22 protein-coding genes and 1 pseudogene are annotated in these 26,727 nt (G+C 72.7%); 12 read left to right on the top strand and 11 right to left on the bottom strand.

The window, feature by feature from the left end; genetic code table 11:
- Positions 1-137 precede the first annotated feature (137 nt).
- Complete coding sequence (locus ACF073_RS29140; protein WP_392074372.1) at positions 138-1,262, top strand: PLP-dependent cysteine synthase family protein; 1,125 nt, start codon at positions 138-140, stop codon at positions 1,260-1,262.
- 29 nt (positions 1,263-1,291) lie between these two features.
- On the opposite strand, the gene ACF073_RS29135 is transcribed toward ACF073_RS29140, so the two are convergent.
- Both ACF073_RS29135 and ACF073_RS29130 read right to left on the bottom strand, forming a co-directional pair.
- Positions 1,292-1,765: an SRPBCC family protein gene (locus ACF073_RS29135; protein ID WP_392074371.1), complete on the bottom strand. Its 474-nt coding sequence runs from the start codon at positions 1,763-1,765 to the stop codon at positions 1,292-1,294.
- 69 nt (positions 1,766-1,834) lie between these two features.
- Entirely contained in the window at positions 1,835-2,665 is an 831-nt protein-coding gene (locus ACF073_RS29130; protein WP_392074370.1) for a DeoR/GlpR family DNA-binding transcription regulator, read from the bottom strand.
- A gap of 292 nt (positions 2,666-2,957) precedes the next feature.
- Between ACF073_RS29130 and ACF073_RS29125 the strand changes: the two genes are divergently transcribed.
- Both ACF073_RS29125 and ACF073_RS29120 read left to right on the top strand, forming a co-directional pair.
- Positions 2,958-5,360, top strand: a complete 2,403-nt coding sequence (locus ACF073_RS29125) for a hypothetical protein (protein WP_392074369.1) — start codon at positions 2,958-2,960, stop codon at positions 5,358-5,360.
- Positions 5,361-5,495: 135 nt separating this feature from the next.
- A complete protein-coding gene (locus ACF073_RS29120) occupies positions 5,496-6,470 on the top strand; it encodes a CorA family divalent cation transporter (protein ID WP_392074368.1) in 975 nt (324 codons plus the stop codon).
- Positions 6,471-6,488: 18 nt separating this feature from the next.
- Here the strand turns inward: ACF073_RS29120 and ACF073_RS29115 are convergent, their stop codons facing one another.
- The 4 genes from ACF073_RS29115 to ACF073_RS29100 form a co-directional block, all read right to left on the bottom strand.
- A complete protein-coding gene (locus ACF073_RS29115; RefSeq protein WP_392074367.1) occupies positions 6,489-8,927 on the bottom strand; it encodes a right-handed parallel beta-helix repeat-containing protein in 2,439 nt (812 codons plus the stop codon).
- A 231-nt stretch (positions 8,928-9,158) separates the two neighbouring features.
- Positions 9,159-9,764, bottom strand: coding sequence for a hypothetical protein (locus tag ACF073_RS29110; protein ID WP_392074366.1), 606 nt, complete (start codon positions 9,762-9,764; stop codon positions 9,159-9,161).
- A gap of 199 nt (positions 9,765-9,963) precedes the next feature.
- A complete protein-coding gene (locus ACF073_RS29105; protein ID WP_392074365.1) occupies positions 9,964-10,788 on the bottom strand; it encodes an MOSC domain-containing protein in 825 nt (274 codons plus the stop codon).
- A gap of 43 nt (positions 10,789-10,831) precedes the next feature.
- Entirely contained in the window at positions 10,832-11,263 is a 432-nt protein-coding gene (locus ACF073_RS29100) for a DUF6643 family protein (protein WP_392074364.1), read from the bottom strand.
- A gap of 313 nt (positions 11,264-11,576) precedes the next feature.
- Between ACF073_RS29100 and ACF073_RS29095 the strand changes: the two genes are divergently transcribed.
- A complete protein-coding gene (locus tag ACF073_RS29095) occupies positions 11,577-12,845 on the top strand; it encodes a TerD family protein (RefSeq protein ID WP_392074521.1) in 1,269 nt (422 codons plus the stop codon).
- 6 nt (positions 12,846-12,851) lie between these two features.
- Here the strand turns inward: ACF073_RS29095 and ACF073_RS29090 are convergent, their stop codons facing one another.
- Entirely contained in the window at positions 12,852-14,015 is a 1,164-nt protein-coding gene (locus tag ACF073_RS29090) for a glycosyltransferase (protein ID WP_392074520.1), read from the bottom strand.
- Between the two features lie 69 nt (positions 14,016-14,084).
- Between ACF073_RS29090 and ACF073_RS29085 the strand changes: the two genes are divergently transcribed.
- Positions 14,085-14,879 (top strand): glutamate racemase, encoded by a 795-nt coding sequence (locus ACF073_RS29085; protein ID WP_392074363.1) that lies wholly within the window; start codon positions 14,085-14,087, stop codon positions 14,877-14,879.
- Between the two features lie 117 nt (positions 14,880-14,996).
- Positions 14,997-15,542, top strand: coding sequence for a hypothetical protein (locus tag ACF073_RS29080; protein WP_392074362.1), 546 nt, complete (start codon positions 14,997-14,999; stop codon positions 15,540-15,542).
- A 75-nt stretch (positions 15,543-15,617) separates the two neighbouring features.
- On the opposite strand, the gene ACF073_RS29075 is transcribed toward ACF073_RS29080, so the two are convergent.
- A complete protein-coding gene (locus ACF073_RS29075; RefSeq protein WP_392074361.1) occupies positions 15,618-16,586 on the bottom strand; it encodes an O-antigen ligase family protein in 969 nt (322 codons plus the stop codon).
- A 412-nt stretch (positions 16,587-16,998) separates the two neighbouring features.
- Here ACF073_RS29075 and lnt point away from each other — a divergent pair, with 412 nt between their 5' ends.
- The 4 genes from lnt to ACF073_RS29055 all read left to right on the top strand — a co-directional run bounded on the left by lnt (position 16,999) and on the right by ACF073_RS29055 (position 22,064).
- Positions 16,999-18,609, top strand: a complete 1,611-nt coding sequence (gene lnt, locus ACF073_RS29070; RefSeq protein ID WP_392074360.1) for an apolipoprotein N-acyltransferase — start codon at positions 16,999-17,001, stop codon at positions 18,607-18,609.
- Between the two features lie 79 nt (positions 18,610-18,688).
- On the top strand, positions 18,689-19,168 hold the full coding sequence (locus ACF073_RS29065; RefSeq protein ID WP_392074359.1) for an NUDIX domain-containing protein: 480 nt from the start codon (positions 18,689-18,691) through the stop codon (positions 19,166-19,168).
- 54 nt (positions 19,169-19,222) lie between these two features.
- Positions 19,223-20,038 (top strand): 3-hydroxybutyrate dehydrogenase, encoded by an 816-nt coding sequence (locus ACF073_RS29060; protein ID WP_392074358.1) that lies wholly within the window; start codon positions 19,223-19,225, stop codon positions 20,036-20,038.
- Positions 20,039-20,144: 106 nt separating this feature from the next.
- Entirely contained in the window at positions 20,145-22,064 is a 1,920-nt protein-coding gene (locus ACF073_RS29055) for a helix-turn-helix domain-containing protein (RefSeq protein WP_392074357.1), read from the top strand.
- 51 nt (positions 22,065-22,115) lie between these two features.
- Here ACF073_RS29055 and ACF073_RS29050 read toward each other — a convergent pair whose 3' ends face one another.
- The gene (locus tag ACF073_RS29050; RefSeq protein ID WP_392074356.1) at positions 22,116-23,495 is read right to left on the bottom strand and encodes an MFS transporter; all 1,380 of its coding nucleotides are present in this window, start codon (positions 23,493-23,495) and stop codon (positions 22,116-22,118) included.
- A gap of 570 nt (positions 23,496-24,065) precedes the next feature.
- Between ACF073_RS29050 and ACF073_RS29045 the strand changes: the two genes are divergently transcribed.
- Positions 24,066-25,373, top strand: a complete 1,308-nt coding sequence (locus ACF073_RS29045; RefSeq protein ID WP_392074355.1) for a PQQ-binding-like beta-propeller repeat protein — start codon at positions 24,066-24,068, stop codon at positions 25,371-25,373.
- Here the strand turns inward: ACF073_RS29045 and ACF073_RS29040 are convergent.
- Both ACF073_RS29040 and ACF073_RS29035 read right to left on the bottom strand, forming a co-directional pair.
- Positions 25,355-25,684, bottom strand: a pseudogene (locus ACF073_RS29040) (transposase); the annotation flags it as partial. The gene ACF073_RS29045 and the pseudogene ACF073_RS29040 sit on opposite strands and share 19 nt — an antisense overlap.
- 228 nt (positions 25,685-25,912) lie before the next feature.
- Positions 25,913-26,203, bottom strand: a complete 291-nt coding sequence (locus ACF073_RS29035) for a hypothetical protein (protein WP_392074354.1) — start codon at positions 26,201-26,203, stop codon at positions 25,913-25,915.
- Between the two features lie 49 nt (positions 26,204-26,252).
- On the opposite strand from ACF073_RS29035, the gene ACF073_RS29030 reads away from it, so the two are divergent.
- Positions 26,253-26,702: a hypothetical protein gene (locus ACF073_RS29030; protein WP_392074353.1), complete on the top strand. Its 450-nt coding sequence runs from the start codon at positions 26,253-26,255 to the stop codon at positions 26,700-26,702.
- The last annotated feature ends 25 nt before the right edge of the window (positions 26,703-26,727 follow it).

Genomic DNA, 26,727 nt, shown 5'->3' with positions numbered 1-26,727 from the left:
GCACGTCTGTGCCCCAGCACGTCTTTGGGTGGCTCAAAGATGCGTTTATGCAGGTGGGAAGCGGTGTGAAAGGTGCCTATGCTCGACTTGCCGGCCCGCGTGAGGCGCCGTCGGCGACCAGCGTAAGGAGCACCGCCGTGAGCACCACTCCCCAGATCAGGACCGGCGCCACCCTCGATGTCGACCGCAGCGACCCCACGTACCGCGGCTGGCTCAAAGAGGCCGTTCGAAAAGTTCAGGCCGACGCCAACCGCTCGGCGGACACGCACCTGCTGCGGTTTCCGCTGCCCGAGCGGTGGGGCATCGACCTCTATCTGAAGGACGAGTCCACCCACCCCACCGGCAGTCTCAAGCACCGGCTCGCCCGTTCGCTGTTCCTCTACGGTCTGTGCAATGGCTGGATCCGTCCGGGCCGCCCGGTGATCGAGGCGTCCAGCGGCTCGACGGCGGTCTCCGAGGCCTACTTCGCGAAGCTGATCGGCGTGCCCTTCATCGCGGTCATGCCGCGCACGACCAGCGCCGAGAAGTGCCGCCTGATCGAGTTCCACGGCGGACAGTGCCACTTCGTGGACGACTCCCGGAAGATGTACGAGGAGTCCGCCCGCCTCGCGGTGGAGACCGGGGGCCACTACATGGACCAGTTCACGTACGCCGAGCGGGCCACGGACTGGCGTGGCAACAACAACATCGCCGAGTCCATCTTCCGCCAGCTGGAGCTGGAGCGGTTCCCGGAGCCCGCCTGGATCGTCGCCACGGCCGGCACCGGCGGTACCTCGGCGACCCTCGCCCGCTACGTCCACTACATGCAGTACGACACCCGGATCTGTGTCGCCGACCCCGACAACTCGTGCTTCTTCGAGGGCTGGACCACCGGTGACCCGGACGTCACCTGTGACTGCGGCTCGCGGATCGAGGGCATCGGCCGGCCGCGCATGGAGCCCAGCTTCGTGCCCGGTGCGATCGACCGGATGATGAAGGTGCCGGACGCGGCGAGCGTCGCCGCCGTACGGGCCCTGGAGCGGGCCATCGGCCGCAGGGCGGGCGGGTCCACGGGCACCGGTCTGTGGAGCGCGCTGAAGATCGTCTCCGAGATGGTGGCCGAGGGCCGTACGGGCAGTGTGGTCACGCTGCTGTGCGACCCGGGCGACCGGTACCTCGACAAGTACTACTCGGACGCGTGGCTCGCGGAGCAGGGCCTGGACATCACCCCGTACGCGGTGGCGATCGACACCCTGCTGGCCACCGGGGTGTGGCCGGACTGAGCCGTTCCCGGCCCCGCCGCCCCGACTGATCAGCCCTTCGCCAGGCGCCGGTCCAAGGACGTCACCGCGTCCCGGAAGGCCCGGCCGAGGCCCACCCGGGCCAGCCCGAGAACCCACCGGAACGCCGCCGTCCCATCGGCGGCGAAGGTCCACTGAACACGGGTGCCGGTGCCACGGGGAGCGAGCCGCCACTCCTCTACCAGCGCACGGGCACCCGGCGCGTTGGTGGCGTCCACCCGGTACGCGTACACCTCGGGCCCCTTCGCCACGAGCACCGTCTCGTCGAACCGCGTGCCGCCCCTGAGCCGTATCTCCCGCCCGGCGCCGCCGTCGGTGGACCGGGCCAGCGTCACCGCCGAGAACCACTGCGGCCAGCCCGGCACGTCCTCGGCGAGCGCGCTGAAGACCCGCTCGGGGGAGGCGGCGACATCCCGTGCGAAGACCAGGCGCACGGGCGCCGTCCCGACGAAGTCGATATCCACCGGACGCAGACGACGAGCCATGGACGCAACCCCCTTGTGCCGCTCCCGCGGTGCGGTCGACCGGGCGCAGTCACCATAGCTGACGGCTTCTCAGATGTCTGTGGCGTCTTCCCCGGGCTCGCCCGCCACCACGAGCCGCAGATGCTCGGAGATCTCCGCGCGCGCCTCGGCGGGCAGGCCCGCGTCGGTCACCAGCGTGTCCACCTGCTCCAGCGTGGCGAAGGAACTCAGGCCCACCGTGCCCCACTTGGTGTGGTCGGCGACCACCACGACCCGGCGCGCGGAGTGCACGAGCCGCCGGTTGGTCTCCGCCTCGGCGAGGTTCGGCGTGGACAGGCCGGCCTCCACCGATATGCCGTGCACCCCGAGGAAGAGCAGATCGAAGTGGAGCGTGGCGATCGCCTGATCGGCCACCGGCCCCACCAGCGAGTCCGACGGGGTGCGCACCCCGCCGGTCAGCACCACCGTGGCCGACGCCTGCCGCTGCCCCGAGGTGCGCTGCGCCGCGTGGAAGACGTCCGCGACCCGCACCGAGTTCGTGACCACGGTCAGCTCGGGCACCTCCAGCAGCTGCTGGGCGAGCGCGTACGTCGTCGTACCGCCGGACAGGGCGATCGCCGCCCCCGGGCTGACCAGCCCGGCCGCCGCGCGCGCGATGTCCTCCTTGGCGGTCAGTTCGAGCCCCGACTTCGCCTCGAACCCCGGCTCGTGCGTGCTCGCCTCGACCACCGGCACCGCGCCGCCGTGCACCTTCTCCAGCACGCCCTGCCGGGCGAGCGCGTCCAGGTCGCGGCGCACGGTCATGTCCGAGACGCCGAGCTTGCGGGTCAGCTCGTTGACCCGTACCCCGCCCCGGCGCCGGACCTCGTCCAGGATCAGGGCGCGGCGCTGCTCCGCGAGGAGGTTCTGATTCTCACTCACGTACGCTCCGGTCCTTTCGCCGCCAACCGTCCGACACCCCCTGCGCACCGGCTCCGACCTGGAAGTTCCATGCGTGCGGCGGTCCGCGGGCGTCCCATCTTTTCACGGGTCGCCCCCGGTTGCGCCACCGCCTGCGCGCCCGCGTATCCGCCACGCGCGGCACGGGCCGCCCGCCCGGTGTCATACGGATCGGGGAGATTCCGTGACGAGAGGTGCACGCGACCTCCGAACCGGAGATCCTGGAGCGCGCACGACACAGACGGCAGAGCGCCACGGGGGAAGTGCGAGAACAGTGGACCGCGCGCAGAACCGCCCCGCCGGGCAATACGACGACCGCCCCGCCGGGCACCACGACGACCGCCCCGCGGCCCGGGCCGCGGAGCCGGAGACCGACCTGGAACTGCTGGTGCACGGGGTCGGCGGCACCACACCGGAGAAGATGCTCGGCGACCCGCGCACGGTCCGGGTCACCGGCGACGACACGGCCGCCGTCTTCCGGCGTGCCGAGGACGCCGGGCCCGTCCCGGCGGAGAACGTGCCCGGCAGCGGCCCGGTCCAGGAGGCGTACGTCTGGTCCAACCTCACCTCCGGCAACGGCAGCCGCGCCCTGTGGCTGTTGCTGCTGCCGTTCATGGTGGTGAACCTCGCCCACTGGATGCGCCCCGCCGCACCCGGCCGGCCACGCACCGTCCGGCTCTACGGCCTCCTCGTACGGTTAGCCGCCCTGACCCTGACCGTGCTGCTGACGGCCGCGGTCTGCGAGGTGGCCCTCGACCTGGTCGCCTGGCAGTGCGCCGGCACCCACGCCTGCGTCCGCCGCCACTCCTGGCTCGGCTTCCTCGAACCCGCCGCCCCCGAGGCGACCGCCGGGTCCGGCGGCTGGTGGAGCGCGCCGGGCCGCCGGGTGGCCCTCGCCGCGCTGCTGCCGGCCGCCCTGACCGGCCTGCTCTGGTACCTCTCGCACCGCACCTGGAGCGCGTACGAGTCCTACCGGCCGCTCTCCCTCGGCCCCGACCCGGACGACGACACCGGGCCGGACACCGACGGCAGCGCGCTCGCCCGGCCCGGCTTCTGGTACGGGCGCCGCCTGGTCGCCCGGCTGCGCGCCGCGCACACCGCGGCGGGCCTGCTCACCGTGGCCGCCGCCGTCCTCACCCCGGCGGTCCGCCACGACCACCGGCCCGGCGGCCCCGCCGCCCTGGACGCCCTCGGCTGGCTCCTGGCCGCGGCCCTGCTCGGCTGGTCCGCCGCCACCGTGGTGGTCGTCTGCCGCAGGGGCCGCAGCGAGAACCAGCCCGACCAGGGGCTCGACCGGCAGCTCGTCCGCGCCCTGCCGCTCGGCGCGCTCGCCCTGCTGCTGCTCGCCCTGCTGTACGCGGGCTGGTCCCGGCCCGGCTGGCAGTCCGCCGGACGGCTGCCGGGGGACCCGGCCTTCGGCGCCCTCATGCTGGCCCAGGGCCTGCTCGTCGTCGTCCTCGCCGTCGTGGCCCGGGAGCTGTACCGGCGCCGCCCCGACCCGCGCGCCGGCATGCGGGGCCTCGGCGGCCCCGCCGTCGCCCTGCTGGCGTGCGCGCTCGGCGGAGTGATGTCCGGCGGCGTCGCCCAGCGCGTCGCCGACTGGCTGGACGGCACCCGCGCCCTGCTCCCCGGGCCGCCCGTGCTGCTGACCTGGCAGGCCTCCGTGATTCCGGCCCTGCTCGTGGTCCTGTCTCTCCTCGCCGCCCTGCTCGCGGTGCGCACCGCCCGGCTCGCCCGCGCCGAACGCGAGGACGTCCGCGAGGAGCACCCCGGAGAACCCGAGGACCCGCCCCGCACCCGTGCCATCGCCCGGGCCCGCGCCATGGCCACCCTCACCGACCGGGTGCCGCTGGTGGTGGCCGTGCTCACCGTCACCACCCTGCTGCTGGGCGGCGTCGCGCTGGCCGGCGCCGTGACCACCCGGAAGACACCCGACGGGGCGGCCCGCGGCACCCAGCACCTCGTCCGGGCCGTGGCCGAGACCTCGCAGTCCCTGGGCTCCTGGCTGGTCGGCCTCGGCTTCCTGCTGTTCGTCACGTGGGGCAGGCGGGCCTACAAGGACGCCTCGGCACGGCGCACCATCGGCATCCTCTGGGACGTCGGCACCTTCTGGCCGCGCGCCGCCCACCCCTTCGCACCGCCCTGCTACGCCGAGCGCGCGGTGCCGGACCTGACCTGGCGCATGGCCACCTGGACCCGGCGCACCGGCGGCCGGCTGGTCCTGTCCGGTCACTCCCAGGGCACGGTCCTCGCCGCCGCGGCGGCCTGGCAGCTGCCGCCGCCCGTCCGCGGCCGGGTCGCCCTGCTGACCTACGGCTCCCCGCTGGAGCGCCTCTACGGCCGCTGGTTCCCCTCCTACTTCGGCCCGCCGGCGCTCGCCGCCCTGCACCACGACATCGCCTGCTGGCGCAACCTCTACCGCCGCACCGACCCCATCGGCGGCCCCGTCCGCGTCCCCTGCGGCACGGCCCCGGAAGTCGACCACGAGCCGCTGCCGGACCCCCTCGCCTACGGCCGTACGCCCGAGCACCCGCTCCCCGCCCCGATCCTCGGCCACTCCGACTACCAGGCGGACCCCGCCTTCGCCCGTGAACGAGCCCGCCTGCTGATCCGGCTGCGCCCGGACCTGCCGGGCCAGCGCCCCGAACAGGACCGGCACCGGCCCGAAGCGGACTGATCCGGCTCTCGCGGCACGCGGCGTCCCTCATCCGTTCGGGCCGCACGGCGCCGCACACGAGTGCCTGCGCATGCGGGGACGCCGAAGCGCACCGACGCTGGAGTCCGCGGGCTTCGGAACGAATGGCGAGGGGCGATGATCGTTACGGTGGTGTCGATGCCGGAGGTGGCCGTCACCCGTACGGATGTGGCGGAGGCACGCGACCGGCTGGCCGCGGACCGTTTCGTGCTCGTCGACATCGAGCTGCCGGTGCAGCCGCAGGCGGGAGCGCGGCCGGTCGCCGAGCAGCTGGGCCTGGGCGCCGAGAACCTGGACTGGTTCGGCAGAGCGGACGAGCCCCCGCGCGCCGAGTACCTGGGGGACAGGGCCGGTTTCGTCGTCCCCGTGGTCCACGAGGAGCAGATCGCCCACATCCATGTACTGGTGACCGAGAGCTATCTGGCCACCGTGCACCGGGGCCAGGCCGACCTGGCGAGGACCATGACCGCGGCGCTCCTGCACGAGCGGCCCTCCGACACCGTCGCCGTGCTCTTCCTCCTGCTCGGCGAGGCGCTGGGCACCTTCCGCAGGGCCGCCGTGCGAGCCCTGCTGGAGACCGAGGACCTGGAGGACCGCATCTTCGAGGAACGCCGGCCCGAGCAGGTCTACCGCCTGGCGCAGCTGCGGCGCCGCGCCGGCGTCCTGCACCACTTCCTGCGGCCGTTCCTCGAGGTGACCGACGAGGTCCTCACCCGGCGGATGATGAGCGCCTCCTTTCCGGTGGAGCGGCAGCGGCTCGCCCGGGAGTTCCAGACCAGCGGACGGCTGGTGCTCGCGGACATCGAGTCCCTGCAGGAGGCCAACCGGCGGGCGTCCGCCAGCTACTCCTCGCTCGTCGCCGACGAGCAGAACGGCGTGATCAACCGGCTGGCCATCGTGTCCGTGGTCTTTCTGCCGCTGTCGTTCCTGACCGGGTTCTTCGGCATGAACTTCACGTTCCTGACGGACAAGCTGGAGAGCAGGGACGAGTTCTGGCTGCTCGCGGTGGGCCTGCAGGTGCTGGTCCTGTTCGGTTCCCTCTACGTCCTGCACCGCACCCGGATCTGGCGCAGGCTGCGCCAGGACGACTGAGGCGCTCGGCGCCAGGGCTCAGGGCAGCTCCGGCAGGTCCTCCGCGTACAGCAGGGTCAGCTCGTCGGTGGTGGGATCGGCGAGCTGGGCGACGCGGCTCGCGTGCCGCTCCACCATCGCCTCGAACGTCTGCCGGGCGGTCCGGCCGTTGCCGAACGCCGGGCCCTTGGGGATCGCCGTGAAGTACTTCAGCAGTGCCTCGGCCGCGCCCTGCGCCAGCCGGTACTCGTGCTCGTCGGCCTGCTGCTCCACGATCCGCAGCAGTTCCTCGGGGCCGTAGTCGCCGAAGGTGATGGTGCGGGAGAAACGGGAGGCCACACCCGGGTTGACGGAGAGGAAGCGCTCCATCTCCGCCGTGTACCCGGCGACGATGACCACCACCGCGTCCCGGTGGTCCTCCATCAGCTTCACCAGCGTGTCGATGGCCTCCTTGCCGAAGTCCCGCCCGGCGTCCTCCGGCGACAGCGCGTACGCCTCGTCGATGAACAGCACTCCGCCGCGCGCCCGTTCGAAGGCCTCCTGGGTGCGGATCGCCGTGGAGCCGATGTGCTCGCCGACCAGGTCGACCCGGGACACCTCCACGAGGTGGCCCTTCTCCAGCACGTCGAGCGAGGCGAGGATCTCGCCGTAGAGCCGGGCGACCGTCGTCTTGCCGGTGCCGGGGGAGCCGGTGAAGACCAGATGCCGCTTGACCGAGGCCGCCTTCAGCCCGGCCTGCCGCCGGCGCCGGCCCACCTCGATCATGTCGGTCAGCGCCCGTACCTCGCGCTTGACGCTCTCCAGGCCCACCAGCGCGTCGAGTGCACCGAGCACGTCCTTCGACGTGCGCGACGGCTGCTCGGCCCCGGGCACGGAGACGGCCGGCTCCGGCTCCGCCGCCCGCGGCCCGGGGAGCGCACCCAGCAGCCCGCCGGAGTGCGCCACCGCCCGCACGGCCGGCTCCCCGCCCGCGGGCGCCCTGAGGCCGCCGCTCTCGTCGCTGGTGCAGTCCTCCACGACCGGTCCGGTACCGGAGCCCGCGTCCGGGCCGCCCTCGGCGAACTCGTACCCACCGCGCGCGCACCGCTCCGTGCGGCATGCGCGCAGCGTCGTACGGCAGCCGTCGATCACATGGAAGCCGTAGCCGCCGCTGCCGGTGACCCGGCAGTTCAGGAAGCTGCCCCGGCCGCCCGCCGAGACGTAGAAACCGGCCTCGGAGGGGGAGTCGACCGTGCAGCGCTCCACGGTCGGGTCGGCGCCCTTGGTGACGATCACACCGGTCTGGGTGCCGGCCAGGGTGCAGTTGTTGAGCGTGCCGCCGCTGCCGTGGTCGCGGAACCAGGCGCCGGTGGCCGCCTCCCGGATCCGGCAGTCGTCCAGCTGCGCGGTCGCCCCGTCGCTCACCGACACGGCCGTGTTGCGCACCTGCGACAGATCGCTGTCGACGACGTCCGCGCGCGAGCCCCGGTCGAGCACGAACAGCGCGTCCGGCACGTCGTGCACCCGGCAGGAGTCGAGCACGGCGGTGGCCCCGTCGCTCACCCACACCGCCGGGTAGTCGCCGGTGCTGTCGAAGATCTCGCACTGGTTGGCGTCCACCCGGGTCCCCGGGTCCCACACCGACAGGCCGTTGCGCCCGAACTGCCGCACCGTCGTGCGAGTCAGCGTGAGCACCGAGCGGGAGCGCAGGTCGACCGCGTTCTCCGGGATGTCGTGGATGCGGCAGTCGGCGAGGGTGAGCACCGCGTCGGTGTCCAGGGTGATGCCGTCGGCGGTGGTGCGGTGCACATCGCAGTCGGTCAGATGCGCGGTGGCCCGCTGGGTGATCTGCACGCCGGAGCCGCGCACCTCGTAGATCTCGCAGCCCACCGCCTCCAGCGCGGAGTTCTCGCCGGTCGCGGTGAGACCGGTGCCGGAGGCGTGGTGCACCCGGCAGCGCTCCAGGCGCGGATGGGCACCGCCGCGCACCGCCACCCCCGCCTGCCCGGCCGCGACGACCTCGCACTCCTCGAACACCCCGCTGCCGCCGTCGAGTACGGCGATGCCGATGCCGGCCGGGTTGTCGACGGTGCACCGGCGCACGGTCGGCCGGGCGCTGCCGCGCACCTCGATGCCGGCGGCGGACCGGGTGACGATCCGCAGGTCCATCAGCTCGGGTGTGCCCTCCTCGACCAGCAGCGCGGGCGCCGCCACGTCCTGGCCCTCCACATGCAGGTCCTGCACCACGGCCGAGGCCCGCACGGTGAGCGGCACACCGTCCACGGGCGCGATCCGCACCGAGCCGGGCGAGCCGTCGGGCCCACGGAGCGTCACCGCCCGCTGGACGACCAGGTTCTCCCGGTACGTGCCGGGGGCGATCGTGAGGACGTCGCCGTCGGCGGCGGCCTCCAGGGCGGCGGCGAGCGACGCGTACTCACCCGTGCGGCGCCGCCACCGCGAAGTACCGGTGTGCGTCACCTGGACCGTGCCCTGTGCCATGGCGTTGCTGTGCCCCCACCTCGTCGTACTGATGGCTCGATGTCCGCCGGGCGCTCCAGCCTGCCGGCGCCGGGACCGCGACGTGCTCGGCCCCGGGGTACGAGCGCGTTCGCGCACCCGGAAACCTGTGCGCCCCGGGGGCCACGCACCCGCGGGTCGTCGCCGAAAGCGCTTCGGCCGGTCCACCGTAGCGTGTGCGTGCACGCCGGGTTGACCAGAGCCGGAAGGCCGTCAGATGCCGGTGCCCGCCTTGCCCCAGTCCGGGCCCGCCCGGTCCCAGGCCTGGTCCCAGCCTGCGTACCGCCGGCGGACCAGGCGCCAGACGGCCACGCGGCGGCCGGTCTCGACCAGGGCCGCGGTGAGCAGGGCCGCGCCGAATCCGGCGAGCACGGCGTGCGTCGTCGCCGTGGCGGAGTCCAGCGGGCGGGTCGCTATTCGGCCGTGCGGATCGGTCCAGAGCCTGAAGTGGTCTCCCGCGTGCGGGGACTTGAGGTCCGCGAGGACCGGGCCGCGCCGCGGGGTGCCGTCCGGGGCGGTCCAGTCCGCGAGGACGCGGCTGCGGGCCTCACGCGCCGAACTGGACTCAGGGTCGGGCTCGGGCAGCGCCCCGCCCAGGTCCCGCACGACGGTGGCCGTGACGATATGGCGTGCGTGCTGCTGGTGCCGCACGGACCGCTGGAGCGAGTCCTGGGCCGTGAATCCGGCCAGACAGCCGGCCACGGGTGCGGCCACGGCGATGAGCAGGAGCGCCGCGAGGGCCAACCACGCCTCGGCCGTGTCGGTCGCGCGGCGCAGCGGATTGTGGCGCCAGCGCCACAGCCCACTGAGAGCCCGCATGTGTCCCCACCCCCTTCCGGTCCGTGACACCCCCCGGCGGACGGTGCTCGCCCCCGGTCCTGGCCGGGAGAGAGCGACGGCATGCCCGCCGCGGCAGGCGACGCACCCGGTCTCACGGATTCCTCACGTTCTCTCAACGCCCGGGACACGTCCTGCGGTTCCCGGTCCGCCGGATCATCGCCCGGCCACCGCGCGCGCGTCAGCCCAGCACCCGCACCGGGTCGCCGATTCTGATCGTGCCGGGGGAGAGGGGCACGACGTTCTGGCCGAACACCAGCTTCCCGCCGATCCTGCGGTGGCGTGCCAGGGTGAGCAGCGGCTCCTTGCCGCGTACGGCGGTGTCCTGGTCGGTGGTGGTCACGACGCACCGTCCGCACGGCCTGGCGACCCGGAACTCCACCTCGCCGACGGAGATGCGCGTCCAGCCGTCCTCGGCCCAGGGATCGGTGCCGGCGACGACGACGTTGGGCCGGAACCGGTTCATGGGCAGCGGGCCCTCGGCGGCGTTCGGGCCCTCGGAGATCAGGCTGTTCAGGGCGTCCAGCGAACTCACCGTGGTGACCAGCAGGGGGTAGCCGTCGGCGAAGCTGACCGTCTCGCCGGGCAGGGCGTACTCGGGGTCGACGGGGCGGCGGGTGGCCGGGTCGTCCATGTGGACCAGACGGACCTCGGACCCCAGGTACGCGCTGCACCAGAGGTGCGCCGCCGCCGCGGCCGGGATCCCCTCCACCTTGGCGCGGAACACGTCCACCAGCACGGTCTCCGCCGGCTCCGGCACCTCGACCGTCAACGGCTCCCGGCCGGGCGCGGACAGCCGGACGCCGCCGCCGGGCAGTGGCTCGGCGGCGGCCTGAGCGAGGCGCGGCTGCTCGCGCTGGGTGACGACCTTCCCCCCGTCGTCGATCAGCGTCCAGCGTCGGTCTCCGGCCAGCCCCCAGGGTTCCACCACGGCCTGCCGGGGCGAGATGCCCCGGAACGCCTTGACCGGATGGACGTGGATCGACTGCACTGCGGCGTTACCCATGCCGCCCATCGTGCCAGGCGGCACCGACAGCAGGGTGTGCCGGTCAGTAGCCCCGGTACTGCTGGTTGTTGTACGGGTCCTGGTACGGAGCCGGCGCGGGCCGCGGGGCGGCCGGACGCATGGCCTCGTATCCGTTGCCCTGCGCCATCGGGCGCTGCTGCTGGGCCTGCGGACCCGGGTAGCCGCGCGGCGCGCTGGCCTGCTGCGGGATGTACGCGGTGGGCGCCTGCTGCAGCGGTGCGGGCTGCTGCGCCTGGGGGTAGCCGTAGGCGGACTGGTGGGACGGGCCCGACGGGAGAGCGGGGAGGGCCGACGGCAGGGCGGGGAGGCTGCTGCCCGTGTCGTAGGCGGCGGGGACCCGGATCGGGGCGATCTGCGGGGTGCCACGCTCGGCGACGAGCGAGTCGTAGATCGGGGTGTCCGGGAAGGAGGCGGAGTAGTAGCCGCCACCATAAGTGGAGCGGGGGGAGGTCATGGCACATAAGTTAAGCCCACGATGTGCTGGTTGGGGAGACCGATAAGAGGGTTGTTTTCTGTGTCGGCAGTAGTCTGGGATCCTCAATCCGAGCGAACTTGGCAAAAAGGGACGCCGGTCGACGTTTGGATCGTGTAAAGGCCGAGTTCCTGCGAGGTTACCGGGGGTTGACCGGCGATCTTTCGGTGCCGCCCATGGGCGTGCGCGGCACCCCGGAATAGGTTGTGCGGGTAGGGATCACACAGGCCCGAGATCACACGGACCGAAGGGCGATTCCCGGAAGCCGACACACGCGATGGGGGCGGACATGACAATGCCGAAAGGGTCCAACGCACCGGTGCCGACCACGGCGCTCCGCGTCGAATTGGGCTGGCGTTCCGGACCGGGGGTGCCGGACGCCGACGCCTCCGCGCTGCTGCTCGCCGCCGGAAAGGTCCGCTCCGACGGCGACTTCGTCTTCTACAACCAGCCCGCCCACCCCTCCGGCGCGGTACGCCACGAGGGCAAGCGGACGTCCGCAGGGCGCGTCACCGACGTACTGCTGGCCGACCTCGCGCGCGTGGAGGGCGCCATCGAGCGGATCGTCCTCGCGGCCTCCGCGGACGGCGGATCGTTCGGCCAGGTCCCGGACCTCTACATCGAGGTGACCGACGCCGCCTCGGGACAGGTCGTCGCCCGCTTCGACAGCCCGGGCGCGACGGTGGAGACGGCCTTCGTCCTCGGCGAGTTCTACCGCCGCCAGGGCGGCTGGAAGTTCCGTGCCGTCGGCCAGGGCTACGGCAGCGGACTCGAAGGCCTCGCCACGGACTTCGGCATCACCGTGGACGAACCCCAGCGCGCCGCACCGGCCCTGGCGCCGGCCCCGGCCGCCGTGCCTCCGGCGAGCGCGCCACCGCGCCCCGCCGCGACGCCGGCCCCGCCGCCCGCTGCCCCGCCCGCACCCGCCGCCCAGCCGGTCCGGCTGTCCAAGGTCACCCTCACGAAGGCGGCGCCGTCCGTCTCGCTCGCCAAACAGGGCGGTACCTCCGGTGCCATGCAGGTGAACCTCAACTGGCAGATGCGCAAACAGCCGTCGGGCTGGGGCAGTCGGTGGGGCGGCGGGGGCGGCCTCGATCTCGACCTGTGCGCGCTGTACGAACTCGCCGACGGCCGCAAGGGAGTCGTCCAGGCCCTCGGCAACGCCTTCGGTTCGCTCCGCAGGCCCCCGTACATCCATCTCGACGGGGACGACCGCACCGGGGCCGTGGCGAGCGGCGAGAACCTCACCATCAACCTCGACCACAGGCAGGACTTCCGGCGCATCCTCGTCTTCGTCACCATCTACGAAGGAGCGAGTTCCTTCGCCGACCTGCACGCCACCGTCACCCTCCGGCCGCAGCACGGCGCTCCCATCGAGTTCTCGCTGGACGAGTGCACCGTCTCCTCCCCGGTGTGCGCGCTCGCGCTGCTCACCAACACCGGCGGCGACCTCCTCGTCCAGCGCGAGGCCCGGTACCTGGTGCCGGAGCGCGGATCGAGCCCGCAGCGGACCGTCGACCGCGCCTACGGCTGGGGGATGAACTGGACGCCGGGACGCAAGTGACCCGGCTCAGCCCTCGTCGGGCACGGCGCCCGGGCGGGCGTACGTGCGGCCCTTCCAGGCGGCCCCGCGCCCCCGGTAGTGCTGCACGGCGGAGTCGACCGTCATCAGCAGGTACAGGAACGCGGTGAACGGCAGCAGCGGGGCGAGCCACAGCGGCTGCCGGTAGTAACGCAGCATCGGCAGGTACGTGCCCGTCATCACCGCCCAGGCCGCCGCCCCGACGAGCGCGCTCGCCCCACCGCCGCCGGCCGCGCCGGCGATCACGGCGGCGGGCGGGACCAGGTACACCAGGGCGAGCCCGGCGACCGTACCGAGGAGTAGCAGCGGGTTGTGCCGCAGCTGGGCGTAGGCGCTGCGCGAGACCATCCGCCACAGGTCGTGCAGCCGCGGATACGGGCGCACGCTGTCCACCCGGTCGGCGAGCCCCAGCCATACGTGACCGCCCGCCCCCTTCACCGCGCGGGCGAGCGCCACGTCGTCGATGACGGCGCGCCGGATGGCGTCCGGGACGCGCGCCAGCTCCGCCATGTCCGCGCGCAGCAGGACGCAGCCGCCCGCCGCCGCGGCCGTACGCGATCCCCTCCGGCCGATCCACCGGAACGGATAGAGCTGCGCGAAGAAGTACACGAACGCCGGGACCACGAGCCGCTCCCACGCGCTCGCCACCCGCAGCCGCGCCATCTGCGACACCACGTCGAAGCCCCCGGTGCGGGCCGCCGCCACCAGCTCGCGCAGGCTGTCCGGCGCGTGCGCGATGTCCGCGTCCGTCAGCAGCAGATACTCGGGATCACGCGCGCGTGCCAGCCCGACGCCGCAGCGCACCGCCCACAGCTTGCCCGTCCAGCCCGCCGGCGGCTCACCGGGCGAGGCCACCGTGAGCGGCAGCCCGCCGTGCCGCCGGGACAGCGCGCGGGCCAGCTCTCCGGTGCCGTCCGTGCTCCCGTCGTCCACCAGGACGACCTCGGCCCGCCCCGGATAGTCCTGCGCCAGCAGCGACGGCAGACTGGCCGGCAGCACGGCGGCCTCGTCACGGGCCGGCACGACCACGCAGACGGAGGGCCACGCGTCCGGCTCCCGGCGCCGCGGCAGCCGGACGTCCGTGCGCCAGAAGAAGCCCTGGCCCAGCAGCAGCCAGCACCAGGCGGCCAGGGACACGGCGGTGATCCACAGGAAGGCGCTCACGGCCGCAGTCTGCCCCACCCGGACGGCTCGCAAGGGCGGATCGTCTATCGTGGCCGGGTGAAGATCGCGCTCATGGATTCCGGAATCGGCCTGCTGGCGGCCACCGCCGCGGTACGGCGCCTGCGGCCCGACGCGGATCTCGTGCTCTCCCTCGACCCGGACGGCATGCCCTGGGGCCCGCGTACCCCCGAGGACCTCACCCGGCGCGCGCTGGACGTCGCCGAGGCCGCCGCGGCCCACCGGCCCGACGTGCTGGTCGTCGGCTGCAACACGGCCACCGTGCACGCGCTGCCCGCCCTGCGCGCGCGCCTGGAGCCCGCGATCCCGGTCATCGGCACGGTCCCGGCGATCAAGCCGGCCGCGGCCGGCGGCGGACCCGTCGCCATCTGGGCGACCCCCGCCACGACGGGCAGCGCCTACCAGCGCGGACTGATCGAGGACTTCGCCGACGGGGTGCGGGTGACCGAGGTGCCGTGCTGGGGGCTCGCCGAGGCGGTCGAACACGCGGACGAGGCGGCCATCGAGGCGGCCGTCGCCGCCGCGGCCGAACTGACGCCCGCCGATGTAACGACCGTCGTCCTGGGCTGCACCCATTACGAGCTGGTCGCCGACCGTATCCGCGCGGCGGTCCAGCGCCCCGGCGCCGCCCCGCTCGTGCTGCACGGATCCGCCGGAGCGGTGGCCGCCCAGGCCCTGCGCAGGATCGGCGAGCAGCCCGCCCCCGGGGCACCGGCGAACGGCGTGCTCACGGTACTGCTGAGCGGTCGGACCGGCGAGCTGCCCGCGCCCGCCCTGCACTACGCCGAGGGTCTGCTGCTGCCGGCCGTCGGCCCGGTCGCCGACCGCGCCTGAGGCGTTCCGCGTGCGGTGGCCGTCCGTGCCGGTCCGGGCCCGTGCCCGTACCGGCACGGAGTACTCGCTCTCTTTCGGCGGCTACCCGCGCGGCGAAACCTGAGTAACCTCGTAAACATGAGGGACCACTCCCGCGTCGAAGACAAGCGGAACCCGGACGTGTGGACGGGACGCGCCACCAACCGGGTCCAGTGGCTGCTCGCGCTGGTCGGCGCCGCCTGCATGGCGCTCGGCATCCAGCTGGCCGTGGAATCGGCCTGGACCACCGGCGTCGCCCCGCTGGTGATGTCCGTCGTGGGCTGCATCGCGGCCGGCCTGCTGGTCCTGTTCGGGACGCTCGCCTTCGTGCACGTCGACCTCAAGCTCGACCGGGAGTCCCTGGAGGTGCGCTGCGGGCACATCGGGCTGCCGCGCCGCCGTATCCCGCTCTCCCATGTGGCCGGCGCCGACTTCACCGCCCTCGTCACGCCCCGGCACTGGGGCGGCTGGGGCTACCGCTGGCGTCCCGAGAAGGGCACCGCGGTCGTCGTACGCCGCGGCGAGGGCATCGTGCTGCGCCTGTGGGACGGCCATACGTTCACGATCACCGTGGACAACGCCGAGTCCGCGGTGCGGGTCATCAGGGACCGGCTGCGGACGATCAGACCGGGCACGGCCGGCTGACACGGCCCGAGCCCGCCTCCTGCCCGCCCTTCCTTCTCCTTTTCTCCGTCTCGCCGCCGTCGGCGGTGTGCTCGCTCAGGTGCCGCCCGCCGCGGTCTCGCCGGTCCACGGCCGGGCCGTGGCCCAGCCGGCCAGGAGCCCCGCGCCCGCCGTCACCGTCGTGAAGCTCAGGGCGTTGCTCACCGCGGCGATCACGGCCAGCGCCGTCAGGGCCGCGCCCGCGGTGAGGGCGACCGGCGTGGGACGGGCGGTGCGCCACAGCGCGTACAGGACCCAGCAGAAGACCGCGACCAGCAGGAACACCCCGACGGGGCCCTGCTCGGCGGCCTGCTGGAGCGGGGCCGAGTGGGGTGTGCCGTCGGACAGCGGGGGCTGCGGGGACCGGCTCAGCTCGGCGAACCGGCCGGGTCCTGCTCCCAGACCGCCGCTTTGGCCCGCGAGCCGCAGGGTGTCCTGCCACAGCAGTACCCGGTGCGCGGTGAGCCGGCCCTCAAGCGTCCGGGCGAGGCCGCCGGGCAGCGCGTCCGCCGCGATCGCCCAGACCGTGCCCGTCACCAGGGCCGCCGCCCCGGCCAGGCCCATCAGCCACCCGCCCCGGCCGCGCGCCGAGCCCGCGGCGAGCGAGCACAGCAGGACGGCCGCGCCGGTCGCGCACCCGGCCGGCGAGTCCAGCAGGACCCCGGCCGGCACGGCGGCGCAGGCCAGCGCCCTCAGCCCGAGGCGCAGTGCCGGTACGGTCGTCGCCCAGGCGGCACAGCACGCGGCCCCGGTGGCCAGCGCCAGCAGAGCGGCCGTGGCACCGGAGTGTCCGAGCGGAGCGTCGTACCAGGGGCCGGGGGAGAGGCCGGGCAGCACCGCGGCCAGGGCGATGCCCGCCGCGGCCCCGGCACAGGGCGCGACGACCGGCAGCAGCGCGCCCGAGACCCGGCCCGTGGCATAGCCGGCGGCCACCGCGAGGACCGCGAGCAGCATGCCCTCGGGCCGCCCGTCATGGGCCGCCGCGGTGATCAGCGACCATCCCGCGCAGGCCCCCAACAGGATCATGCCCGTCCCGTCAGAAACGTTTCTTCTTGTACTGAAGGCGTCCGCGCCGTATGTACCGGCGGCGGATCCCGTCCCCGTCGACCCCACCCATCGCCCCTCGTACCCGGTCCCCCGACCAGTGGCAGGCCACGACCGCGGGCCGGGTCCGGCCGCGCTGTCGAGGCTGGGCACACCGTAACGGCTCATGACCGGTTTGGGGACGAGGCGCGGGAGAACATGACGATTCCGCCGGGTACCGGCGGCCTGTCCGCCGGGCCGTCGGCCGGGAGCCGGGGCGGCTCCCCAGGGGGCGGTGCCGGGCCGGGCGTCCGGCCGCCGACGCCGGGAACACGCGCCCACCAGCGCCGATCGACCGTGCCGCGGCGGCGGACCGCGCTGTCGGCCGCGACGGCAACCGCCGTACACTCCCCGGGTGACCGTCACCGCACCTCCCGTGGACCAGCCGGACGAGCTGAAGCCGCGCCGCGCCGCCGGCCGGCTCCGAGCCCGTTCGCTGCGTCTGGTCCCGGCCGCCGCCTCCGTACTCTGCGGCGTACTGCTCTACGTCAGCTTCCCGCCGCGCACCCTGTGGTGGCTGGCGCTGCCCGCCTTCGCCGGTTTCGCCTGGGTGCTGCGCGGCCGGAGCTGGAAGGCCGCCCTCGGCCTCGGCTACCTCTTCGGTCTCGGATTCCTGCTGCCGCTGCTGGTGTGGACCGGCGTGGAGGTCGGTCCGGGGCCCTGGCTGGTGCTGGCCGCCATCGAGGCGCTCTTCGTCGCCCTGGTCGGCGTGGGCGTCGCCGCCGTCTCCACGCTGCCGGCCTGGCCGGTGTGGGCCGCCGCCCTGTGGACAGCGGGCGAGGCGGTCCGCGCGCGCATGCCCTTCGGGGGCTTCCCCTGGGGCAAGATCGCCTTCGGTCAGGCCGACGGCGTCTTCCTGCCGCTCGCCGCGGTGGGCGGCACCCCGGTGCTCGGCTTCGCGGTCGTCCTGTGCGGCTTCGGCCTGTACGAGACCGGCCGGCTGATCGCGGAGCGGCGCCGGACCCGGGCCGTGCGGCGGGCCGCCGCGGCCGTCGCGCTGCTGAGCGTCGCCGTACCGGTCGCCGGTGCTGTCGCGGCCCGCGGGCTGGTGAGCGACTCGGCGGAGGGCGGTACGGCGACCGTGGCGCTCATCCAGGGCAACGTGCCGCGCTCGGGGCTGGAGTTCAACGCCCAGCGGCGGGCCGTGCTCGACTACCACGCGCGGGAGACGCACAAGCTCGCCGTCGACGTCCGGGCGGGCAAGGTCGCCAAGCCGGACTTCGTCCTGTGGCCGGAGAACTCCTCCGACATCGACCCCTTCGCCTATCCCGACGCCGCCGAGGTGATCGAGCGGGCGGCCAAGGACATCGGTGTGCCCGTCTCCGTCGGCGGTGTCGTGGAGAGGGGCGGCGAGCTGCTCAACGAGCAGATCCTGTGGGACCCGGTCAAGGGCCCGACGCAGACCTACGACAAGCGGCAGATCCAGCCGTTCGGCGAGTACCTTCCGCTGCGTTCGCTCGTCGGCGCGATCAACAAGGACTGGACCAACATGGTCCGCCAGGACTTCAGCCGGGGCGGCAAGCCGGGCGTGTTCGACCTCGACGGCACCAAGGTGGGCCTGGCCACCTGCTACGAGGCAGCCTTCGACTGGGCCGTGCGGGACACGGTGACGCACGGCGCGGAGATGATCTCCGTGCCGAGCAACAACGCCACCTTCGACCGCAGCGAGATGACGTACCAGCAGCTGGCCATGTCCCGGGTCCGTGCCGTCGAGCACAGCCGAACCGTGACCGTGCCGGTGACCAGCGGTGTCAGCGCGGTCATCATGCCGGACGGGCGGATCACCCAGAAGACCGGCATGTTCGTGCCCGCCTATCTCGTCCAGAAGGTGCCGCTGCGCACCTCCAGCACCCCCGCCACCGACCTGGGCATCCTCCCGGAGATCGCCCTGGTGCTGGTCGCGGCGGGCGGGATCGGCTGGGCGATCGGCTCCGGGCTGCGCGCCCGGCGTGCCGGTGACGCGTAGCCGTACGGGCGCCGTACGTCTGCCGTACGACCCCGGAACCGGGCCGGAGGCCGGGCCGCGGCCCCGTTAGGGTCGGACCATGGCTATTCCCGATTTCCTCCGCACGCTCAGGACCTCCGCGGGCCGGCAGCTGCTGTGGCTCCCCGGAGTCACCGCGATCGTCTTCGACGACGAGGGCAGAGTGCTGCTCGGCCGTCGGTCCGACACGGGCAAGTGGTCGGTGATCGGCGGCATCCCCGAGCCGGGCGAGCAGCCCGCGGCCTGTGCGATGCGGGAGGTCTTCGAGGAGACGGCGGTGCACTGCGTCGCCGAGCGTGTCGTGCTGGTCCAGGGCCTTGAGCCGGTCACGTACCCCAACGGTGACGTCTGCCAGTACATGGACATCACCATCCGCTGCCGGGCCGTGGGCGGCGAGGCCCGGGTCAACGACGACGAGTCGCTGGAAGTCGGCTGGTTCAGTGTGGACGCGCTGCCCGATCTGAACGAGTTCGGCCGCTTCCGGATCAAGCAGGCCCTGTCTGATGCACCCACATGGTTTGACCCTATGACTCTCGGCTGAAGTGTGGGCGATCACCACATGTGGTGACCAGGGGGTTCCACTTAGGGTCGGCACATGACCTCGCCCACCCCCCTGCCCGGCCCCGGCGTCCAGCCCCTCGCCCTCGACCTCGGCGGGCGCACCGCGCTCGTCACCGGTGCCGCCGGCGGCATCGGCCGCGCCTGCGCGCTGCGGCTGGCCGCCGCCGGTGCCGAGGTGCGCGCCGTCGACCGCGACGCGGCCGGTCTGGCCGAGCTGGCCCAGCAGGCGGAGCGGGACCGCGACCTCGCGGGCACCGTCGTACCGCGGGTCGTGGACCTCACCGACCTGGACGCCGCCGAGCGCGCGGCCGCCGGTACGGATGTGCTGGTCAACAACGCGGGGCTGCAACTCGTGCGGCCCATCGAGGAGTTCCCGCCCGAGGTGTTCCACACCGTGCTCACCGTGATGCTGGAGGCACCGTTCCGCCTCATCCGCGGCGCGCTCCCGCACATGTACGCGCAAGGCTGGGGCCGGATCGTGAATGTCTCCTCCGTCCATGGACTGCGCGCCTCGGCCTTCAAATCGGCCTATGTGGCGGCCAAACATGGCCTCGAAGGTCTGTCCAAGACGGCGGCACTGGAGGGCGCCGCCCACGGAGTGACCTCCAACTGTGTGAACCCGGCCTATGTGCGCACCCCCCTGGTCGAGAAGCAGATCGCCGACCAGGCGCAGGCGCACGGCATTCCCGAGGAGCGGGTGCTGTCCGACGTCCTGCTGAAGGACAGCGCGCTGCGCCGGCTCATCGAACCCGAGGAGGTCGCCGAGGCCGTGGCCTATCTGTGCAGCCCCCAGGCGTCCTTCGTCACCGGCACCTCGCTCGTCCTGGACGGCGGATGGACAGCCCACTGACCGGCCGGACGGCTCCGGGTCCGGCTCCGGCTCCGGCTCCGGCTCCGGCTCCGGGAGTTTTCCACAGGCCTGCCGGGCCGGGCGGCCGATACGGAATCCTGTGACCATGTCCCGCGATCACCTTCAGCCGGCACCCAGCGGCAGCGCCGAGGCCCCGTACCTCGACCTGCTGGCCCGCGATGCCTCCGTCGAGGCCTACGAGCAGCCCGTGCTGCTCGCCCGAGCCGAGGGTGAGCCGGCCGGCCGGATAGCCGCGCTGGAAGAGGCCAGGCTGCTCGCCCTGCGCGTGCGCGCCGAGCTGGAGGGCCGGCGACGGCGCGAGGCGGAGCTCTCGGCCCTCTTCGAGACCGCGCACGACCTCGCCGGCCTCCGCGATCTGGACGCCGTGCTGCAGGCGATCGTGCAGCGCGCCCGCTCCCTGCTCGGCACGGACGTCGCCTACCTCAGCCTCAACGACCCGGCACGCGGCGACACCTACATGCGGGTCACCGAGGGCTCCGTCGCCGCCCGCTTCCAGCAGCTGCGCCTCGGCATGGGCGAAGGGCTCGGCGGGCTCGTCGCCCAGACCGCGCGGCCGTACGTCACCGACGACTACTTCGAGGACGGCCGCTTCCAGCACACGCACACCATCGACGCCGGCGTGCAGGACGAGGGCCTGGTCGCCATCCTCGGCGTCCCCCTGACGCTCGGCCCGCACGTGATCGGCGTGCTCTTCGCGGCGGACCGGCGGGCGAGGGTCTTCGAGCGCGAGCAGATCGCCCTGCTCGGCTCCTTCGCCGCGCTCGCGGCGGCGGCCATCGACACCGCCAACCTGCTCACCGAGACCCGTTCCGCGCTGGCCGGCCTGGAGCGCGCCAACGAGATCATCCGCGACCGCAGCGGTGTCATCGAGCGGGCGTCCGAGGTCCACGACCGCCTCGCCGAACTCGTGCTGCGCGGCGGCGGAGTCCACGACGTCGCCGCCGCCGTCTCCCAAGTCCTGGACGGCACCGTCGAGTTCGCCGAGGCCGCCGCGGCACCCGCGGCGGCGCTGGAGGCGTCCCGCGCCGAGGGGCACGCCGTGCCGTACGGCAGGGACTGGATCGCCGCGGTGGCCGCCGGCGGCGAACTCCTCGGCGCGCTGGTGCTGCGCGGCCACCCCGGCCTGGACCCTGTCGACCAGCGCACCCTGGAGCGAGCGGCGATGGTCACGTCACTGCTGCTGCTCGCCCGCCGCTCCGCCGCCGAGGCCGAACAGCGCGTGCGCGGTGAGCTGCTGGACGACCTGCTGGACGCGCGTGACCGGGATCCGCGGCTGCTGCGCGAACGTGCCAGCCGCCTCGACGCGGACCTGGCCGCCACCCACGTCGTCCTCGCCGCCCGCCTCGACGGCCCGGCGGCCGACGCCGACGAGGAGGCCGCGGCCCGCCGCCGGCTGGGGTCGGCCGCCTCCCATCTCGCGGCCACCCGGCAGGGTCTGGCCGCGGCCCGCGACGGCGGCACCGTCCTGCTGCTGCCGCTGGCCGCGGGCGACAGTGCCACGGAGACGGCCCGCCGCACCGCCCGCCACCTGGGCACGGCCGTCCACCAGCCGGTCACGGTCGGCGCCTCCGCCCCCGTCACCGACCTCGCCGCGCACCCCGAGCGGGTCGCCGCCGCCTACGCCGAGGGCCGCCGCTGTCTGGACGCGCTGCACCTGCTGGGCCGGTCCGGGGACGGCGCGGCGGCCGAGGACTTCGGCTTCCTCGGGCTGCTCCTCGCGGGCGAGCGGGACATCGCCGGTTTCGTCGAGCGGACCATCGGTCCGGTGGTGACGTACGACGAGCGGCGCGGCACGGAGCTGCTGCGCACCATGGACGCGTACTTCGAGGGCGGGATGAGCCCGGCGCGCACCAAGGACGCGCTGCACGTCCATGTGAACACGGTGGCGCAGCGGCTGGAGCGGGTGGGCCGTCTGCTCGGCGCGGACTGGCAGACGCCGGCCCGCGCCCTGGAGATACAGCTGGCCCTGCGGCTGCACCGGTTGGCGGCGCCGGTACGGCACTGACCGGCCTCGCACGCAGGCCGGTCAGTGCCGGGACGCGGTCGGCGGCGCGGGTCAGACCGTCCGCGCCGGGGTGGCCGGCGCCGCCTCGGAGGCCGTTCTGCCCTCGTCCTCGATCCGCGCGAGGTCCCGGTCCCGGGTCTCCCGCGACAGGGCGACCGCGATCAGGGTCAGTACGGCGGCGGCGATCACGTAGAGGGAGATCGGCGTGGAGCTGTCGTAGTCGGCGAGCAGCGCGGTCGCGATGAGCGGGGCGGGCGCACCGGCCGCCACGGAGGCGAACTGGGCGCCGATCGACGCGCCCGAGTACCGCATCCGGGTGGCGAACATCTCCGCGAAGAACGCGGCCTGGGGCGCGTACATGGCGCCGTGCAGGACGAGCCCGACGGTCACGGCCAGGATGAGATACCCGAAGGACCCGGTGTCCACGAGTGCGAAGAAGGGGAACATCCACAGACCGATACCGGCCGCGCCCAGCAGATACACCGGCCGCCGCCCGATCCGGTCGGACAGCGCGCCCCAGGCCGGGATGACGGCGAAGTGCACGGCGGAGCCGATGAGTACGGCGTTGAGCGCGGTCTGCTTGGAGACGCCGGCCGAGGTGGTGGCGTAGACGAGGATGAACGCCGTGATCACGTAGTAGCTGATGTTCTCCGCCATCCGGGCGCCCATCGCCACGAGCACGTCCCGCCAGTGGTGTCGCAGCACGGAGACGAGCGGCGGCTTCTCGGGCCCCTCGTCCCGCCGGGCCTCGGCCTGCTCCAACGCCTGCTGGAAGACGGGGGATTCGTCGACGGACAGCCGGATCCACAGCCCGACGAGCACGAGCACGCCGGAGAGCAGGAAGGGGATCCGCCAGCCCCAGGTGCCGAAGGCGTCGTCGGAGAGTACGGCGGTGAGCAGCGAGAGCACACCGGTCGCGAGCAGCTGGCCGGCCGGGGCGCCGGTCTGCGGCCACGAGGCCCAGAAGCCGCGCCGCCGCGCGTCCCCGTGCTCCGACACCAGCAGGACGGCGCCGCCCCATTCCCCGCCCAGCGCGAAGCCCTGCACCAGCCGCAGCACGGTGAGCAGCACGGGCGCGGCGCTGCCGACGGTGGCGTGCGTGGGCAGCAGCCCGATGGCGAACGTCGCGCCGCCCATCAGCACCAGGCTCAACACCAGCAGCTTCTTCCGCCCCAGCCGGTCGCCGTAGTGCCCGAACACGAGCGCCCCCAGCGGGCGTGCCGCGAACCCGACGGCGTACGTCAGGAACGACAGCAGCGTGCCGACCAGCGGATCGGAGTCCGGGAAGAACAGCTTGTTGAACACCAGCGCGGCGGCGGAACCGTAGAGGAAGAAGTCGTACCACTCGATGGTGGTGCCGATGAGGCTGGCGGCGACGATTCTGGGGAGGCTGGCGGGGGGTGGGGGAGCGGTGGTTCCTTCGGCTGCCATGGGTGCCACTTCCTCGTGTGCGGTGGGGACGGGTGGGTGTCGGCACACGGTAGGAAGTTGCAGGTCAGGGTCACATGTGGTGGGGCACCATAGTTTGGGGGTCGGGTATGCGTGCAGCCCCCATGCTGGGCCACGGAAGGACGGCCCAGGGGCTCGACGGGGGCGAAACGAATGCTGTCCGGGACGCATGGTTCGAGGTGACTAGACGGTGCGGTGCTGAATCCCGTGCTGATGTGGTGCTGACTACGCTCCGTTGAATTCGGACATCTCTTACAGCGGCTAACACAATGAGATGGATCGGTCCGGCAGCCGTTCACAGGCTCCGAACTCAGTGAGGCCTCAGCACCTGGCCTGGTCCTGCTGGACGGTTCGACAGCTCGGCGCTCGGTTCAGCCGCAGCTTCGAGTGCCTTGGAACTGTAGTCGTGGGGCGGCGCCCGGTGGCCTGGTGATGGCCGCCTCTGGGTGGCCTGATTAGGCAACTGGGCGTCGGCGCCTGTCAGAAGCTGTCTCTAGAGTGATCAGCGGCGGTACGTCTGATTCGTTCGAACCCCGGGGAAGGGTGAGCAGCATGCGGCTGACGCGCGCATCCGCGTATTGGGCAAGCGCAGCACTTGTCGTTCTCAGCGCACTGGCAGGATGCGGCAGCAATGACAGCCACGGGACGCACCCGAAATCCATGCAATCGGAGTCGGCCAAGCCGAGCGCACCTTCGCGACCGGTCCACGATCCGCCGGCGACGTTCGCCACCGGTCACCCGGTCTCGCTGCCGGAACAGGCCATCGCTGGGAGGCTGACTGCGGGAGGGACTCTGAACGCTCCCTTGCCGGTGACCCTCTACAAGTCAACCGCCTTCGTTGCGACCACAACCCAGATGCAAGCCATGGACACCGCAACAGGTCGGATAACCGCTACGGTCACGCCTGAACTCACGCCCGTCGAAACAGGCAACGGATGGAACGACACCAACCACGCCGATGCCCCGTTGCTCGTCACCGGCCACGGTACTCCGACTGTCATCGCTCCCTTTGTTGTGAAGCGGACCGGCACCGGGACACAGGCAAGCAACACGGTGGTAGAGGTCATTGGTACCAGCGCGGATACCGGCAAAGCCATCTGGCACCTCACGCTGCGGCTGCCTGAATGGGCCACGGAGGATGACCCCGAGGCCTCAGTCATCGGCGCGGACAACGGCATCGCCGTCATCCGTGTCTCCACCTTCCACCACGACCACGCTGCCGCCTATGGCATCGACCTGGACGGTCCGCGCCAGGCATGGGGCGCTGACAAGTTCCAGGCGAGCGCAGTCACCGATCAAACCGTGGCGGGAGCGCTGCTGGAAGACGACATCGGCATTGATCAGCGACCCGCCGGATTCGACCTCGCCACCGGCAAACGACTCTGGCAGGGCCCTCTCGGCGATTCCGCGAGTGCAGACTCGGCCGGCCCACGACAACTCCGCGTCCACGGCAAGGACTACGAAAACGGACACTACGACCGACTCGCCGACCCCCGCACCGGTCGTACTCTGCAAACCCTCCCGGCCGACCTCGCCGGCTCCACCTGCACCTACGACGACCGGAGCATGCTCATCTGCTACGGCATGGGCGCCGCCTCCTACGTCGTCTACGGCCTAAAACCTTCCACCGGCAAGGTGGCGTGGCGGCTTCCGGACAGGCAAGCCGACCGTATCGCTCCCAAGATCACCACGGCCTGGCACGGCCGTGTCTACGGCACTACCGACAACGGAGCGGTCGCCCTCGATGCCCGCACGGGCAAGGACCTGCCAGGCCCGCGGGTCGCGCCGCTCCTCGTCGACGAATCGGCGGGCATCGTCCTGGGCGACTCCAGCCTGCTCGCCTACACCTCCAGCGGCTGACCAACGAGGTGTTGGCGGTGGGTGATGAGGCAGCAGGCGAGTTTGAGGAATGCTTCGTGTATGTCGGCCCTGCGTTCCCAACGGACATGCAGGCGCTCGAAGTCGGGCAACCAGGCAAACGTCCTCTCGACCACGCAGCGGTAGGTGCCCAGCCCGGTGGCGTGCCGAGTACCATGGCTGGCGATCGTCGGCACGATGCCTCGCTCGCGGACCTGGTCACGGTGGGCGTCGTGGTCGTGGCCGCGATCGGAGAACAGCGAGTCCGGCCTGCGTCGCGGCCTTCCGACGCGACCACGGACGGGCGGGATGGCCCGAGCAGCGGCACGCCACTGCCTTCATGCGGCCAGGTGACCCGCCTTCGGGAGTAGGCGGGCTGCCGACGACGGAGACCGCTGGAGAGTATGTCCCGATCCGCGACTTGACCGGCCGCGGCGTCGCTAGGAGCCCTGACCCCACGCACCGATCAGGTCCCGTAAAAGCCCAGGTCAGGGCCCGAGATTCGGGTATCTCGGTTGCGAAACGGTCCAGTAGGCGAACAGTCAGCCCCCCGTCAAACGGACATAGACGGGAAGAGGGGTGTGATTCTGCTTCACAACAGGAGGGTTGCAATCCAATTGCAGCGTGCGGCGACGTGGTTGGATCTCGGCGACGTCGAGGCCGGCCAGCTCGACCGTCGGCATGCTCAAAGGGGCACTGCGGGAAACCAGGAACACGACATATGGGGAAAGAATGACAGCCTCAACGGCAGGCCCGACAACGTCCTCTCCTCCGAGAACCTGGCGCGGTCTGGCTACGGTCGTCCTCGTCGGCGTGGTCACCGCTGCCTGCACAGCCCACTCCTCAGGGAGTGTGGCCCAAGGGCATGCACTGAGCGGAGGCATGCAGTCCACAGGGAGGGTCGGTACCGAGCACGCGCAGGTCGGTGAGGTTTTCTGGGCCGCCCTCCCCCTCCCGAACAATACCTCCGGCGATTCCGTTGAAATCGAGAAAGCTCGTTTCACTGAAATCCCCGAGGGGTTGAAGGTAGGTGAATACCGAGTCTTCGACACCGAAGAAGTTGGAGGGATATATCTCCTCGCCTACTCCGGGGGGAAGTACGGCACGAAGGATCCCGAGAAGCTGACCAACTACGCCGGTAATTCGATACATCTCAAGGGAAGGCAAGAAAGTGACTACTACTTCGCCGCGAAGATCACCGTGACGGGCCCAGTCCACGGAGACCTCGGCGGGTGCTCCTTCCTGTACAACCAGCAGGGCAGGGAGTACAAGCAGAAGCTTCCCTGCCAGACGGCAATCCGCCTCGGCAGACCACTGCCGGACAATAACTGAACCGGTGATAGTGTGCCCCCGCGCT

Source organism: Streptomyces sp. NPDC015171, from assembly GCF_043079545.1.
Lineage (GTDB): Bacteria > Actinomycetota > Actinomycetes > Streptomycetales > Streptomycetaceae > Streptomyces.
The sequence above is the reverse complement of the archived record's forward strand: the minus strand, read 5'-3'. Positions and strand labels throughout refer to the sequence as shown.